Annotated in this window: 12 protein-coding genes and 1 tRNA gene; 3 read left to right on the plus strand and 10 right to left on the minus strand. The window is 69.1% G+C overall.

Annotated elements, in window-relative coordinates; translation table 11 throughout:
• Positions 1-3: 3 nt before the first annotated feature.
• The 5 genes from ACNI3K_RS00290 to rsmI all read right to left on the minus strand — a co-directional run bounded on the left by ACNI3K_RS00290 (position 4) and on the right by rsmI (position 5,394).
• Positions 4-819: an aggregation-promoting factor C-terminal-like domain-containing protein gene (locus tag ACNI3K_RS00290; RefSeq protein WP_419389866.1), complete on the minus strand. Its 816-nt coding sequence runs from the start codon at positions 817-819 to the stop codon at positions 4-6.
• 123 nt (positions 820-942) lie between these two features.
• Positions 943-1,779 (minus strand): TatD family hydrolase, encoded by an 837-nt coding sequence (locus ACNI3K_RS00295; protein ID WP_419389867.1) that lies wholly within the window; start codon positions 1,777-1,779, stop codon positions 943-945.
• On the minus strand, positions 1,776-3,572 hold the full coding sequence (gene metG, locus ACNI3K_RS00300) for a methionine--tRNA ligase (protein WP_419389868.1): 1,797 nt from the start codon (positions 3,570-3,572) through the stop codon (positions 1,776-1,778). Before metG ends, ACNI3K_RS00295 begins: the two co-directional genes overlap by 4 nt.
• Before the next feature lie 57 nt (positions 3,573-3,629).
• Positions 3,630-4,553 carry a M15 family metallopeptidase gene (locus ACNI3K_RS00305; RefSeq protein WP_419389869.1) on the minus strand — a complete coding sequence of 308 codons (924 nt, stop codon included), beginning with the start codon at positions 4,551-4,553 and terminating at the stop codon, positions 3,630-3,632.
• The gene (gene rsmI, locus ACNI3K_RS00310; protein ID WP_419389870.1) at positions 4,543-5,394 is read right to left on the minus strand and encodes a 16S rRNA (cytidine(1402)-2'-O)-methyltransferase; all 852 of its coding nucleotides are present in this window, start codon (positions 5,392-5,394) and stop codon (positions 4,543-4,545) included. The genes ACNI3K_RS00305 and rsmI overlap by 11 nt, the downstream gene beginning before the upstream one ends.
• Positions 5,395-5,529: 135 nt before the next feature.
• On the opposite strand from rsmI, the gene ACNI3K_RS00315 reads away from it, so the two are divergent.
• Complete coding sequence (locus tag ACNI3K_RS00315) at positions 5,530-7,173, plus strand: dolichyl-phosphate-mannose--protein mannosyltransferase (RefSeq protein WP_419389871.1); 1,644 nt, start codon at positions 5,530-5,532, stop codon at positions 7,171-7,173.
• 144 nt (positions 7,174-7,317) lie between these two features.
• Here the strand turns inward: ACNI3K_RS00315 and ACNI3K_RS00320 are convergent, their stop codons facing one another.
• On the minus strand, positions 7,318-8,277 hold the full coding sequence (locus ACNI3K_RS00320; RefSeq protein WP_419389872.1) for an FKBP-type peptidyl-prolyl cis-trans isomerase: 960 nt from the start codon (positions 8,275-8,277) through the stop codon (positions 7,318-7,320).
• A gap of 131 nt (positions 8,278-8,408) precedes the next feature.
• Complete coding sequence (locus ACNI3K_RS00325) at positions 8,409-8,855, minus strand: Lrp/AsnC family transcriptional regulator (protein WP_419389873.1); 447 nt, start codon at positions 8,853-8,855, stop codon at positions 8,409-8,411.
• Between the two features lie 159 nt (positions 8,856-9,014).
• On the opposite strand from ACNI3K_RS00325, the gene ocd reads away from it, so the two are divergent.
• Positions 9,015-10,046, plus strand: a complete 1,032-nt coding sequence (gene ocd, locus ACNI3K_RS00330) for an ornithine cyclodeaminase (RefSeq protein ID WP_419389874.1) — start codon at positions 9,015-9,017, stop codon at positions 10,044-10,046.
• A gap of 43 nt (positions 10,047-10,089) precedes the next feature.
• Here ocd and ACNI3K_RS00335 read toward each other — a convergent pair whose 3' ends face one another.
• Complete coding sequence (locus ACNI3K_RS00335) at positions 10,090-10,881, minus strand: transglutaminase-like domain-containing protein (RefSeq protein WP_419389875.1); 792 nt, start codon at positions 10,879-10,881, stop codon at positions 10,090-10,092.
• Positions 10,882-10,984: 103 nt separating this feature from the next.
• Positions 10,985-12,526, minus strand: a complete 1,542-nt coding sequence (locus ACNI3K_RS00340) for an HNH endonuclease signature motif containing protein (RefSeq protein ID WP_419389876.1) — start codon at positions 12,524-12,526, stop codon at positions 10,985-10,987.
• A gap of 163 nt (positions 12,527-12,689) precedes the next feature.
• Here ACNI3K_RS00340 and ACNI3K_RS00345 point away from each other — a divergent pair, with 163 nt between their 5' ends.
• The gene (locus ACNI3K_RS00345) at positions 12,690-13,046 is read left to right on the plus strand and encodes a GntR family transcriptional regulator (RefSeq protein ID WP_419389877.1); all 357 of its coding nucleotides are present in this window, start codon (positions 12,690-12,692) and stop codon (positions 13,044-13,046) included.
• Positions 13,047-13,113: 67 nt separating this feature from the next.
• On the opposite strand, the gene ACNI3K_RS00350 is transcribed toward ACNI3K_RS00345, so the two are convergent.
• Positions 13,114-13,189: transfer RNA gene (locus ACNI3K_RS00350), tRNA-Ala, on the minus strand.
• Positions 13,190-13,327 lie beyond the last annotated feature (138 nt).

The raw sequence follows: 13,327 nt of genomic DNA on the forward strand, positions 1-13,327 counted from the left end.
GGCCTAGTACCAGTTGCGGGCCTGGGAATGACCCCAGGCGCCACAGGGGGTGCCGTAACGGCCGCTGATGTAGTTCAGGCCCCAGGTGATCTGGGTCGCGGGATTGGTGCGCCAGTCGGAGCCGACGGAACCCATCTTGGAGCCCGGCAGCGACTGCGGGATGCCGTACGCGCCCGACGAGGGGTTCGCGGCAGTGTGGTTCCAGTTGGATTCCTTGGTGAACAGCGCGTTGAGGCAGTTCCACTGCTCGCCCGTCCAGCCGCGCTGTGCGGCGAGCTCGCGCCCGAGCGCCCGGTTGGATCCGGCGTTCGAGGTGGACGGCACGGAGGCCACTGACGGCTCCGGCGGCTCTTCCATCGAGCCCACCGCGATGACCTCGTCGACGGGCTCGTCGACAAGCACTCGCATGTCCTCGTCGCGCTCGACCTCGACGCCATCCTTGAGGGTCACCGTGTAGCTGACGAGCTGCTTGCCGTCCTGGCCCTCGGTGACGACATTAGAGGTGCCCTCGAGTTCGTTGGGGTCCTCTTCCTCGACCTTGCCGTGCTTGAGGGTCTCCTCTTCGGTGCGGACCACGACCTCGAGGTCGGCGGCTGCTGCGGAGACCGGGGCGACGGACTCGGTGGGGAGGTTCAGGGCGATCTCGCGGGTCTCGTCAGCGGCCCAGGCGTTGACGCCGACGGAGGCGAACGACCCGGCGGCGAACGCGCCGATCGCGATGGTGGCGGCGGCGGTGCTGATGCGGCGCATGCGAACGGAGGTGCGCTCGCGGCGGTCGCGGCGTCCGCCCGTGGCGGGCGTCGTGCGTCGATAGCTCACAGAAAAAGGTCCTTTCGGGCGCGCGCATGGCGTGCGTTACCAGACTGTTATCTCACATGGTGGGGCTCAGACGCCAACCCAGTCCTCTCAGACTGGCACGGACAAGAACCCCAATAATGGAACTTACCAGGGACCATAGAGCGTGTGCGACGTGTCCCACACCGCAGCGCAGACGTCCTCCACCGGCCGGTCGTGGAGCCGCGCGATCGCGCGGACGGTGTGCGCGGCAAGCGCCGGCGAGTTGGGCGCGCCCCGATGAGGGTGGGGGGTGAGGAAAGGCGCATCGGTCTCGACGAGCGTCAGCTCCAGCGGCGTCACGGCCGCGGCCGCCTGAAGCGCCCCGGCGTTCTTGAACGTCACGGTCCCCGCGAAGCTCAGGTACCAACCGCGCTCCGCGCATAGACGCGCCATCCCCGCGTCGCCGGAGAAGCAGTGGAAGACGGTGACGGCGGGAGCACCGTCGCTCAGCAGCACGTCAATGACGTCGCCGTGGGCGTCGCGGTCGTGAATCTGCAGCGGCTTGTTCAGCTCCTTCGCGAGCGCGATGTGGTCGCGGAAGGCGCGCAGCTGGGCGTCGCGGCCGTCGGGGCCGGTGCGGAAGTAGTCCAGCCCGGTCTCGCCGACGACCCTGATCCGCTCGCCGCGCGCGAGCGAGGCGATCTCGGCGAACGCCTCGTCGTACATGCCCTCGGCGGCGAGCACCGCCGCATCGTTCGGGTGCAGCGCCACCCCGCCGAGCATCTGAGGAAACCTCTCGACCGCATCGGCCGTCCACCTGGCCGACTCGAGGTCGCACCCGATCTGGACCACACGCGTCACGCCGGCGGCCTCCGCCTCCGCAAGGCGGTCCTCGACGGAGCGAGGCTCGTCGCCGGCCGGGAAGTCCAGGTGGCAGTGGTTGTCGACGATCGGCGCGGGCAGCGGCTCGGGCGGCGCGGGCCACGCTCCCGCGCGGGTCACGCGTCGCCGGAGCGCATGCGCTCCAGCTCTGTCTCGACGATGTCGTCATCCAGCTTGGTGAAGATCGGCGAGGGGGCGGGGATTGGCGTTCCCGCCTGGAGAGGTCGCCGGCCCCAGGTGCCGTGCTGCGACGAGTAGTCGCCCTGGATCACCGGGTAGTGGCGGTCCGGAAGGTCGAGGTCCTGGACCTCGTTGATCTGCGGCATGGGCGCGAACACACCGTCGCCGCCCAGCGCCTCGTGGACCTTCTGCGCGGAGTGCGGCAGGAACGGCGCGAGCATGGTGTTGGCGTCCGACACCAGCTGCGCGGCGACGCCGAGCACAGTCTTCATGCGCTCGGGGTCCTCCGTCTTGAGCTTCCACGGCGCGGTGTCCGCGATGTACTTGTTGGCGTCGCCGACCACGCGCATGGCCTCGGAGACTGCCTGGCGCTGGCGGTGGCCGCGCACGAGTTCGCCGATGGGCGCGAAGGCCGCCTCGGAGGCCGCGAGCGCGGCGCGGTCGATCTCCTGCAGGTCGTCGAGCGCGGGGATCGAGCCGACGTTCTTGTTGAGCAGCGAGGCCGTGCGATTGACGAGGTTGCCCCACCCGGCCACCAGCTCGTCGTTGGTGCGGCGCTTGAACTCGGCCCACGTGAAGTCAGCATCGGAGGTCTCGGGGCCGGCGATCGCGATGAAGTAGCGCAGCGCATCGGGCTGGTAGCGGGACAGCATGTCGCGCACATAGATGACGTGGCCGCGCGACGAGGAGAACTTGTTGGACTCCATGGTGAGGAACTCACTCGACACCACCTCGGTGGGCAGCTGCAGGTCGCCGAACTCGGAGAGCGACCCGCCCTTCGACCCGCGGCCGTTGGCGGCGAGCAGCTCGCCGGGCCAGATCTGCGAGTGGAAGGTGATGTTGTCCTTGCCCATGAAGTAATAGGACAGCGCCTCGGGGTCGTTCCACCACTGGCGCCAGGCGTCGGGGTCACCCTCGCGCCTCGCCCATTCGACGGAGGCGCTGAGGTAGCCGATCACGGCGTCGAACCACACGTAGAGGCGCTTGTTCGGGTTGCCCTCCCAGCCCTCGAGCGGCACCGGGATTCCCCAGTCGATGTCGCGCGTCATCGCTCGCGGTCGCACGTCGGCGAGGAGGTTCTTCGAGAAGTTGAGCACGTTGGGACGCCAGCCGGCGCGGCCGCCCAGCCACTCTGACAGCTGCTCGGAGACAGCCGGCAGGTCGAGGAAGAAGTGCTCGGTCTCGACGAACTTGGGGGTCTCGCCGTTGATGCGGCTCACGGGGTTCTTGAGGTCGACCGGGTCGAGCTGGTTCCCGCAGCTGTCGCACTGGTCGCCGCGGGCGCCGTCGTAGCCGCAGATGGGACACGTGCCCTCGATGTAGCGGTCGGGCAGGGTGCGGCCCGTCGACGGCGAGATCGCGCCGCGCGTGGTCTGCTCGATCATGTAGCCGTTCGAGTGCACGGCCTTGAACATCGCCTGCGCGACCTTGTAGTGGTTGCCCGTGGTGGTGCGGGTGAACAGGTCGTAGCTCAGCCCCAGCGACACCAGGTCCTCGACGATCACGCGGTTGTACCGGTCCGCGAGCTCCAACGCGCTCACGCCTTCACCCTCCGCCTGAACCAGGATGGGCGTGCCGTGCTCGTCGGTGCCAGACACCATCAGCACGTCCTCGCCCGCCATGCGCATGTACCGGCTGAACACGTCGGAGGGAACGCCAAAGCCGGCCACGTGGCCGATGTGGCGCGGACCGTTGGCGTACGGCCATGCGACTGCGGAGAGGATGTGAGACATGGCGACCATCCTAGTGACCGCTCAGAACGCCCGATGCGGGGGCTCGGGGCCAGTCCGCTAGCGGTAGTCGGGCGCGGGGTCGAGCGAGAAGAACTCCTCCATGGTCACGACGCCGCGCTCGCGCATCTCGGTCGCGAGTTCGACTCCCACATACCTGAGGTGCCACGGCTCGTGCTTGTAGCCGGTGATGTCCTCGGTGCCCGGCGGGTACCTCACCACGAAGCCGAACTCGTGGCCGCGCTCGGCGACCCACCGCCCGGAGGGCTCGTCCGCGAAGCACTCCTTGAGGCGGCAGCCGAGGCTTCCAAACACGTCGACCGCCCAGCCGGTCTGGTGCTCCGAGTGGCCGGGGCGCGCCGAGAACCGGTCGGCCCGCTCCCGTCCCCACCGCGAGACGTAATCGGAGTAGATCGACTGCTGGAAGCCGTAAGCGCGATACCCCGAGCCCACGGAGATCCGGACCCCTGCATCGGCCGCCGCGGCACGCATGCGCGCGAGCGCCGCGGACGCCTCCGGGACCATGGCGGCACCGCCCGTCGAGTCGAGATCGGGCGGCTCCCACGCCTCGGGGTCGAGCGGCCGCGCCTTGTTCACCACGACCCAGGGGGATGCCGGATCGTCAAGAGAGTGCAGGTCCATGTCGATCCCCGCGGCCACGGACACCTTCGGGTCAGGCACGTCCAGCGCCTCGGCCTGCAGCTCTCCGGGCGCCGTGATGGGGCCGATCGCCACGGGCGGGCTCACGGCGTCGCCTGCGACGCGGTCCTCGCCGCTGCTCGCCAAGCCCTCCGCCGCGGACTGGCGGATGCCGAGCGTGCTCGCGACCGCATCGGCCATGTCTCCTTGCGCGGCCCCGAGGCCGGCGACCGCCCCCGCGATGACGGCCAGGGTCGCGAGCGCGGCCGTGCGCGCCCGCCGGGAGGATGGCGGCGTGGCCCGCAGGGGACGGCGGCGCATGCGCCGCGTACGGTCACGAACCACGGGCGGCTCCCGCGCGTGCCTCGAGGACGGCGGCGTACAGCTCGCGACGCGGCACGCCCCCTGTGGTGGCCAGATCCGACACCGCGTCCTTGGCGCGCTCTCCCGCCTCGACCCTCGCCAGGGCCTCGGCCACAAGCTCGTCGAGCGAAGCCGCAAGCGCGGGCCGTCCGGCCACCGTGATGACGATCTCGCCGCGGGGCGACTCGGCGTGCGCCCACGCGACCAGCTCCGCGAGCGGACCGCGGCGCGTCTCCTCGTATGTCTTGGTGAGCTCGCGCGACACCGCGGCGGGCCGCTCGGGGCCCCACTGCTCAGCCATCGCGGCGAGCGACTCCTCGAGCCGGTGCGGTGCCTCGAAGAACACCATGGTGCGTGGCTCGGTTGCGAGGCCCGCGAGCGCCCGCGAGCGCTCCCCGGCCTTGCGCGGAAGGAAACCCTCGAAGCAGAACCGGTCGGTAGGCAGACCGGACAGCGCGAGCGCCGTCAGCACGGCGCTCGGCCCGGGCAGCACGGTGACGTCCACGCCGGCCGCGGCCGCCGCCTCCACCACCCGGAAGCCCGGGTCGGAGACCGTCGGCATGCCCGCATCGGACACCACCAACACCTGCGCGCCATCACGAGCGCGATCGATGAGGGCCACCGCACGTTCGGCCTCGTTGTGGTCGTGGACAGCCATGACCTCGGCGGTGAGGTCCACGCCCAGGCGACGGGCAAGGTCCCGCAGCCGCCGCGTGTCCTCGGCCGCGATGAGGTCTGCGGTCGCGATCGCGTCGCGAAGGCGGGACGACGCGTCATCGGAATTGCCGATGGGGGTCGCCGCGAGCACGATGCGTCCGGTCATGGCTCCAGAATCCCACAGCGCGCGCGTCAGCTCTGCGCTCGCCCCATGTGACCGCCTCGCTGTCGTGCCCACACTCGCTCTCCCACGCACAGCCGCTTCACCTCTGTGCTCCCATGCACAACTAGGCTGACGCCTGTGATTGTCGAGACCCTGTGGCGCTGGCGCGTCGCGCTCATGGCCGTCGGGGTCGGCCTGCTCGCCGCGATGATGCGGTTCGCCGGTCTGGGCTACCCCACCGCGCTCGTGTTCGACGAGGTGTTCTACGCGCGCGGCGCATACTCCTTGGTGACCCTTGGCTTCGAGGGCGACTGGGGTGGCGACAACCAGGACTTCGCCGCCGGCGACTACTCGGAGCTGTCCACCGACGGCGACTACGTGGTGCACCCGCTCGTGGGCAAGATGCTGATCGGGCTCGGGATACAGCTGTTCGGCCCCACCCCGTTCGGGTGGCGGTTCATGGGCGCGCTGCTAGGCACGGTGACCGTGGTCATCGTGGCACTGCTCGCGCGGCACCTGCTCCGTTCGACCGTGTTCGGCGCGGTGGCGGGCGTGCTCTTGGCGGTCGACGGTGTGCACGTGGTGCTGTCGCGCTCCGCGCTGTTGGACATCTACCTGACCTTCTTCGTCGTCGCGGGGTTCGCGCTCCTGGTCGTCGACCGTTCCCGCACGCGGTCTGCGCTCTTGGCAGCGGCCGATGCGATCCGGGCTCGATCGGGCCTGTCGCCCGGGGACGTGCTGCCCGGCATGGGTCCACGGACCGGCGTGCGCTGGTGGCGACTCGCTGCGATCATCGCCCTGTCGCTGTCGGTGAGCGTCAAGTGGTCGGGCCTGTGGTTCATGGCGGCGTTCCTGTTGCTGTCCGTGGTGTGGGACCTGGCTGACCGCCGGGCGGCTGGTGTCGAGCGCTGGTTCACCGGGGCCTTCGCGCGCGCGATCCCGGCGTTCCTCGTCACCGTGGTCGTGCTGCCCGCGGTCTACCTCGCGTCGTGGCTGCCGTGGTTCCGCTCCGAGCAGTCGTACGGCCGGCGCTGGGCTGAAGAGAACCCGGGCGAAGGCGTGACATGGCTGCCGGACTCCTTGCGCTCGCTCGTGCAGTACCACCAGCAGATGTGGGACTTCCACCGCACGCTGGACGAGCCGCACAACTACGAGTCGAACCCGCTGTTGTGGCTCATCCAGTGGCGCCCGACGGCCTTCCACTTCGACGACGCCCCGGAGGCGGCGTGCGGCGCCGAACGGTGCGTGAGCGCCATCCACTCGCTGGGCCATCCGCTCATCTGGTGGGCTGGTGTGCTGGTGCTGCTGTACGCCCTGTGGCGCGTGGTGCGCCACCGGGACCTGCTGGCCGCCTCCCTTGCAGTGGGGGTGCTCGCCGGATGGCTGCCCTGGCTGCCGTACTCGCACCGAACCATCTTCACGTTCTACACGGTGGCGATCGCGCCCTTCATGGTGCTGCTGCTCGTGTGGGGACTATCGCGAATCGCGCGGCCCGCAGCTGTGGGGTGGCCCTTCGCGCCCCGCTCATCGGACCGTGGCTCCGAGATGCACGGTTCCGGGCAGCCGGCCTCCGAACAATTGGGCTCTGCACAGCCCGTCACCGAGCAGCCGGTCGCCGAACATCAACTCGTCGGCGAGTGGTCCCGGCGCGGCTCCATCGTGGTCGCCGCCTTCATCGTGGCTGTGCTGCTGATGGCTGCCTACTTCGCGCCGCTGTGGATGGGCACGCCCATCCCGTTCGAGTACTGGCAAGTGCACATGTGGCTGGGCAGCTGGGTCTAGGACGACTCGCCGGGCGATGAGCTACCCGCGTGAGTCCCGCCGGGCAAGTTCCCCGCAGGCCCTGCTCCACCGGGTACGCAAAACGCCGGCGATCCGTCCCCGAGGGGACGGTTCGCCGGCGTCTGTGCGTGTGCGCGGCTGTCGCTAGGAGACGCCGAGGATGTCGACCACGAACACCAGGGTCGAGCCGGCCGGGATGGCCTCCTGCTCCTGGTCGCCATAGCCGAACTCCGGCGGAATCACCAGCAGCACCTGGCTGCCGATGGTCTGACCCGCGAGGCCCTGCGTCCAGCCGTCGATGAGCTGACCCTCGGTCAGGTTGAACACTGCGGGCTCGCCGCGGTCCCAGGACGAGTCGAACTGCTCGCCGTCCCACACCCAGCCGGTGTAGTGCGCGATCAGGGAGTCGCCCAGCTCAACGGGCTCGCCGTCACCCTCGATGAGGGTCTGTGCGACGAGCTCGTCGGGCATCTCGGCGTCGCCGATCTCGACGGACGGGACGCCCGAGTCGTCCAGCGTGACGGTCGGAAGGCCCTCGGCGGGGTCTACCTCCGTGCCCTCCGCGCGCTCGCGCGGCTCGACGATCTCGGTGATCGTCATCGCCATGAAGATCGCGGCGGTCGGGTTCTCGGGGTTGCTCTGGTCAAGCGTCGCGAAGATGATGTCGGAGCCCACGGAGGCGTTCGACAGCGCCGTGAAGAGCGCGGGGTCGAGGGACGTCTCGGAGACCAGAATCGACTCGGGGGCGTCCGCCGTGTAGGTCGAATACAGCTCTGAGCCGTCCGTGCCGGAGGTGATGTTGTAGTCGACGCTGACGAGCTGGCCGGCCTCGACGGCCTCGCCCTCGCCGTCCTCGACGATCCGGGTGGCGGGGCCGGAGACGGTGGCGGGGAGATCACCCGAGAGGGTGGGGACGCCGTCGCCGTCCTCTTCCCACGTGATCGCCTCGAGCGCCTCAACGTCTGCGGCTGCGCCGAACTCGGTGGCCGCGGGAGCGCCGGTGGGGCTGGGGGACTCGCTTGGCTCCTCCTCCGTCCCGGAGGCGCACCCCGCTAGGACGAGCGCGGACGCTGCGAGGGCGGCGATGGGCAGATGCTTCTTCACGCGGAGGTTCTCCTCGAATGGGGGTAAGGGATGCGCCTGCCACCGTATCCTGCGGCCTGGGCGCACAGGGTCAACCCCTGGGGCGCGAGAATCGTTCCCAGCCGTCGGGCGTCCGTCCGGGAGCGGGCACGTCACTCCATCCCGCGCGGCCCGAACAGCCGCGAGAGCACGATCGCCGACCGGGTCGAGTCGACCTGGGGCGCGAGACGCACCTTCTCGAGGGCGACCTCCAGCAGAGGCGGGCTTTGTGCCCGGATCCGCACGATGGCATCGGCACTGCCGGTCACCGTGAAGGCCTCGTCGACGTCCGCGATACCGCTGAGCACGCGCCGCAGTTCGTGAGGCGCGACCGTGCCCCGGCAGAACAGCTCCACGTAGGCCTCGGTGGAGCGGCCGTCGATCTCGGGATCGACCAGTACAGTGAAGCCCTGGATGACGCCGTCCGCCACCAACCGGTCCATGCGCCGCTTGACGGCCGAGGGCGACAGGCCCACCCGGTCGCCCATCTCCGCGTAACTGGCCCTGGCATCCTCTCTCAACAGCGCGAGGATCTTCTTGTCGAGTTCGTCGACGGCCACGTGTACTCCCTGTTTCGCCGGATTCGTGCGCGTAACCCTCAGAATACGCTTGTCAACAGCGCCTACGTCAACACTTTCACACGATCTCATTGACAGACTGGATGCACCAGGCAGTCGAACGAAGGGGTCGAAGCCACAGACGCAACGGGAGGGCGCGACATGGTGCAGTTCGTAGGGGTTCCGCAGATGCGAGCATGGGTTTCGGAGGTAGGTCCCGAGCGGATCATCGCCGGGCTGACGGAGGCCGTGGAGCAAGATCTGCTCCACTGGCGGCGGTTCGACAAGATCCCCCGGGTTGCGTCTCACTCCCCGGTGGGCGTGATCGAGCTGATGCCCACTTCGGACGGCTCGCTGTACGCCTTCAAGTACGTGAACGGCCACCCCTCGAACCCGTCGCGCGGCCTTCAGACCGTCACCGCGTTCGGCATGCTCGCCGACGTCGCGACCGGCTATCCGCTGCTCGTGTCCGAGATGACGGTGCTCACTGCGCTCCGCACCGCCGCCACGTCCGCGGTCGCGGCGCGCGCCTTGGCCCGCAAGGACTCCCGCGTCCACGCCTTGATCGGGGCGGGCAGTCAGTCGGAGTTCCAGGCGATCGCGATCCGCGTGGCGCTGGGCATCAATACGGTGCGCGTCTTCGACACGGACCCCGAGGCCATCGCCAAGTTCGAGCGCAACGCGCGCTCGCTGGGCTTTGACGTCTATCGCGCGAGCTCGGCGGCCGATGCGGTGGAGGGGGCGGACATCGTCACCACCTGCACGGCGGACAAGTCGAACGCCCACGTGCTCGAGGCATCCATGATCGCGCCGGGGACTCACATCAACGCCATCGGTGGCGACTGCCCCGGCAAGACCGAACTCGACGTGGACATCCTGCACGCGGCCGGCGTGATCGCGGTCGAGTTCGAGCCGCAGACCCGCATCGAGGGAGAGATCCAGCAACTCGAGGCCAATCACCCCGTCACGGCTCTCTGGGACGTGCTTGCGGGGGCGGCCGCGGGCCGTACAGCCGATGCGGACATCACGGTGTTCGACTCCGTGGGCTTCGCGATGGAGGACTTCTCCGCCTTGCGGTTCCTGCGCGACAGCGTCTCGGGCACCCACTGGGTCGAGGAGATCGACATCGTGGCGGAGCCGCAGGACCCGAAGGACCTGTTCTCGCTCGCGATGGCGCCCATCCTCACGCGCTAGCAACCACCACGAGCCTGCGTCTGCGGGTTCGTGCGCCGGGCCCCTAGCTCAGGCGCACGAACTCGCGGACGTCGTCGCTTGGGAGCGAATCGACGGTCGCGGTGACCTCCATGGACTCGAGATTGAGCGGCTCGCCGATCGTCGTGAGGAAGGCGGTGTCGGCGGCGTCCCGGCCGGTGGCGATGCGCACCATGCTCTGCCGCGGGGCGAGTGTCGTGGCGTCCACGGCCCACCATTCGCCGTCCACGAGTGCCTCGGCGACCGCGTGGAAGTCCATGGGCGACAACCCTGGAGCGTAGACGGATACCAGCCGGGCGGGCACGTCCATGGCGCGCAGCATTGCGACCACCAGGTGGGCGAAGTCGCGGCACACGCCGCGGCGGGTCATGTAGGTCTCGGCGGCGCCGTCTGTGGGCCGGGACGAGCCAGAGATGTATGCGAGCTCGGTCCCCACCCAGCTCCCTATGTGTGAGACCAGGTCGAGGCCGGAGCGCCCGCCCGCCTCGGCGACGGCCGTGGGGGTCAGGGTGTCGGACTCGCAGTAGCGGCTGGGTCGCAGGTACTCGATGAGGTCCATGTCGGTGACTGGCGCGGGCTCCGACTGGCCTCGAACGGTCGCGCGGTAGCTCACGTCGACGGAGCCCTTCTTGACGTCACAGGTGTGGAGGCGCGTCCCGCGGGCATCGCGTAGTTCGTTGACCTCGAGCTCGCGCCCGTCCTGGGTCACCACCAAGGCTTCCTCTGCGCGTTCCTTGTCGGCCACCGCCACGGACAGCACCAGTCGTGCGGGCCCCGAGGCGGCCAGGCTCAGGGCGGAAGTCACGTCACGTCTCATACCCGCATCGTCTCACCTGAAGGTGTCGCCGCACACACGGTTCCGTTGCCACCTTCTTCCAGCGCACGAAACCTTCGTCCTCGTGGTCCCGGTGGCGGTTTCGCTACAACAGCAGCAGTTCTGGCTCTGGCTCGGGTGGGTCGACGTGCGGTGGTGGGGTCTCGTGCGGAGGGGCCTTCAGTGGTGGCCCCGTCGTGCCAGCGATGTCGAGTCGGCGTTTCTCTTTATCGGTGATGCCGAATCGCGCCCTGCCGCCAAGCCGCGGCTTGCGCGCCGGATCGATCGAAGCCGGGGGCGTGAACCACACGTGTTCGTTGGTGGCTTCAATTCCCCACTTGTCACGGTGGATCGCGTGGTGACAGGCGACGCAGAGCATGACGCCGTTTGATAGGTCGGTTCTGCCGTGGTCGCGGTCCCACCACTCGATGTGGTGGGCCTCGCAATGGCTCGGTGGCGCACCACACATCGCGCACCCGCCGTCCCTTTCGAGCAGGGCGATGCATTGGGCGAGGTTGAAGAGCCGTTGGTCGCGGCCGACGTTGAGCTTCTCGTCCTTGCCGCCGAGCACAATGGGTAGATACCCGGCGTCAACGGCGGCCCGTCGGAGTTCGCCGACGGGGATCGCGCTGCCCGCACCGTCCACCGTAGCTGCGCCGTCGGGGTCCAACCCCAGCAACTGGTCCAAGGTCATCCGCACAACCACTTTGGTGGTCGCGTGCGCGATGGGTGCCTGGTCGCAGCCGAGCATGTGTCGGGCAAACGTCGCTAACGCGTCGGCACGGATCTGCCCGGGCATCCGGGTGTCGTCCGCCAACGGGTCCCCATCACGGCGACGCCGGAAAGCATCCTTCACGATTGCCTCGATGGCGGTGCGGATCGGCGCAGCCGTCACGGGATCCAGCATCCCCATGATCTTGACCGACCCGTCGGTTTGATCCTTGAAGACCAGATACCGTTCCTTCGCGAGCCTGCGCTGCCGCTCCTTGGCGTCCTTTTCGATCAACCCGTCGCGCCACCGCATCACGACCGGCGCAAACTGTTCCGCACTGAGGCCTGGCGCCCTCTCAACGAGGGTGCGCTCCGTCAACGAGACCTGTTCTTTGGTGGCGGCATTCGACACGGAGTCCAGCATGCGCGTGATCTGAGCCGCATGCTCGACACTGATCCGCCCCTCGCCAAGCGCGACGGCCACGACCGGGTAGGTGGGTTCTTCAGGCTCGGGCGCTGCCACGCCGGCATCGTGTGCTTCTTGCTCGCGCCGCGACTGCTCTTCCGCGTCGGCGATCGCCCGCCCGGCACGCACCAACCGCTCGGCCTCACGCCTGGACCCGCCCGTGACCGACGCAATCTGCTTGGTCGGCTCGGAGAACCCCTGTTTGCGGGCCAACCCCGTCGACCCCAGCTCGACAGCGGACCGTCGCGCGATCTCTGCACACGCCGCCGCCAGCAACAGATCGGCGTCCTTCTTCACGTCCGCGGCACCCGACTGGACATCCAACACCGCCCGCTCCGACAGCCCCCGCGCGGCGTCACCCGCCATCAGAGTCCGAGCCTCTCCCAACGCTGCCCGCACCTGGGCGAGGGCGTCAACCAAACCCGCCGGCGCATCGGCCGACTGCGAGGAAGACTGCCCGTTCGAGCTCATGACACCAGTCAAGCAGGACCCCCTGACACGACAAAACCCCTGGCAGATATCTGTGGATAGGCCAAGGACATCGCACCCTCGGGACACGAAACGGCCAACTAACCCGCTCCATCCACAGGCACCTGCCCGGGTAACGCTGGTCGAGGCACAGTAGCCTCGTTCCATGCTTGTCACCCTTGACACGGAATCGGCCACGCCCCCGTACGAGCAGATCCGCACGCAGGTGCGCGAAGCCGTTCAAGCAGGAACCCTCGCGCCAGGGGCCAAGCTGCCACCCGTGCGGCGCCTCGCCCAGGAACTCGGCGTCGCCGCCAACACCGTCGCTCGGGCATACAAGGAGCTCGAGGCCGACGGCGTGGTCGAGACCCGAGGCCGCAACGGCACGGTCGTCTCACCCCACGGCGACGTGACCACGCAGGCCGCGCAGCAGGCGGCCACCGCCTACGTGGAGACCGTCAGACACCTCGGACTGCCAGACAAAGAGGCTCGCGCCCTCATCGACGCCGCGCTCGGCGCCTAGCGAACTGACGCGGCCCGACCCCGGAAACACAAAACCCCGGCTCCGCGTGGGAACCGGGGGCTGCGCTTGGTGGAGCTGAGGGGAATCGAACCCCTGACCTTCTCATTGCGAACGAGACGCGCTACCAACTGCGCCACAGCCCCAAGGCTCAGACAGATTATCACCTGTCGCGGCGGCGCTCATCCCCGCCCGCGACGACGCCTGCCCGTCGCACCGCGTAAAGCAATCGTCACATTGCCGCAATGCACCCGGAACCCGCACGGCCTACCGTCACAGGAGAG

The sequence above is a fragment of the Demequina ureilytica genome (assembly GCF_048553575.1).
Taxonomy (GTDB): domain Bacteria; phylum Actinomycetota; class Actinomycetes; order Actinomycetales; family Demequinaceae; genus Demequina.

Excerpts from the sequence above, each read along its gene's own strand:
- metG (WP_419389868.1), bottom strand. The coding sequence starts at position 3,572 with ATGTCTCACATCCTCTCCGCAGTCGCATGGCCGTACGCCAACGGTCCG.
- rsmI (WP_419389870.1), bottom strand. The coding sequence starts at position 5,394 with ATGACCGGACGCATCGTGCTCGCGGCGACCCCCATCGGCAATTCCGAT.
- ocd (WP_419389874.1), top strand. The coding sequence starts at position 9,015 with ATGGTGCAGTTCGTAGGGGTTCCGCAGATGCGAGCATGGGTTTCGGAG.
- ACNI3K_RS00335 (WP_419389875.1), bottom strand. The coding sequence starts at position 10,881 with ATGAGACGTGACGTGACTTCCGCCCTGAGCCTGGCCGCCTCGGGGCCC.
- ACNI3K_RS00340 (WP_419389876.1), bottom strand. The coding sequence starts at position 12,526 with ATGAGCTCGAACGGGCAGTCTTCCTCGCAGTCGGCCGATGCGCCGGCG.
- ACNI3K_RS00345 (WP_419389877.1), top strand. The coding sequence starts at position 12,690 with ATGCTTGTCACCCTTGACACGGAATCGGCCACGCCCCCGTACGAGCAG.